We start from the raw sequence: 317 nt of genomic DNA, 5'->3' as shown, positions 1-317 counted from the left end.
CCGTGCCGTACGGACAGGGTGAGCAGGTGCTGTTCGCCGAGCACCTCGCGCCGGGCCGCGTAGACCTCGCGGAACTCGGCCTCCGCCGCCTCCAGTTGGCCCCGGTCCGTCAGCAGGTCGGCCAGGTTGTGGCGGACCGCGAGGGTGCCCGGGTGGCGGGGGCCGAGGGTGTCGATGCAGTCGGCGAGGACTGTCCGGTACTCGGTCTCGGCCCGGTCGGTGCGCCCGCGCAGATGCAGGACGTGCGCGGCGCCGTGCCGTACGGACAGGGTGAGCAGGTGCTGTTCGCCGAGCACCTCGCGCCGGGCCGCGTAGAC

General features: G+C 74.1%; 1 protein-coding gene. It reads right to left on the bottom strand.

The annotated features are described in order from the left end of the window. Positions 1-317 (bottom strand): tetratricopeptide repeat protein (locus AC5P09_RS52275; RefSeq protein WP_493880671.1); only part of this gene is annotated, 317 nt, incomplete at both ends.

The organism is Streptomyces sp. a15 (genome assembly GCF_059026085.1).
The sequence above is the reverse complement of the archived record's forward strand: the minus strand, read 5'-3'. Positions and strand labels throughout refer to the sequence as shown.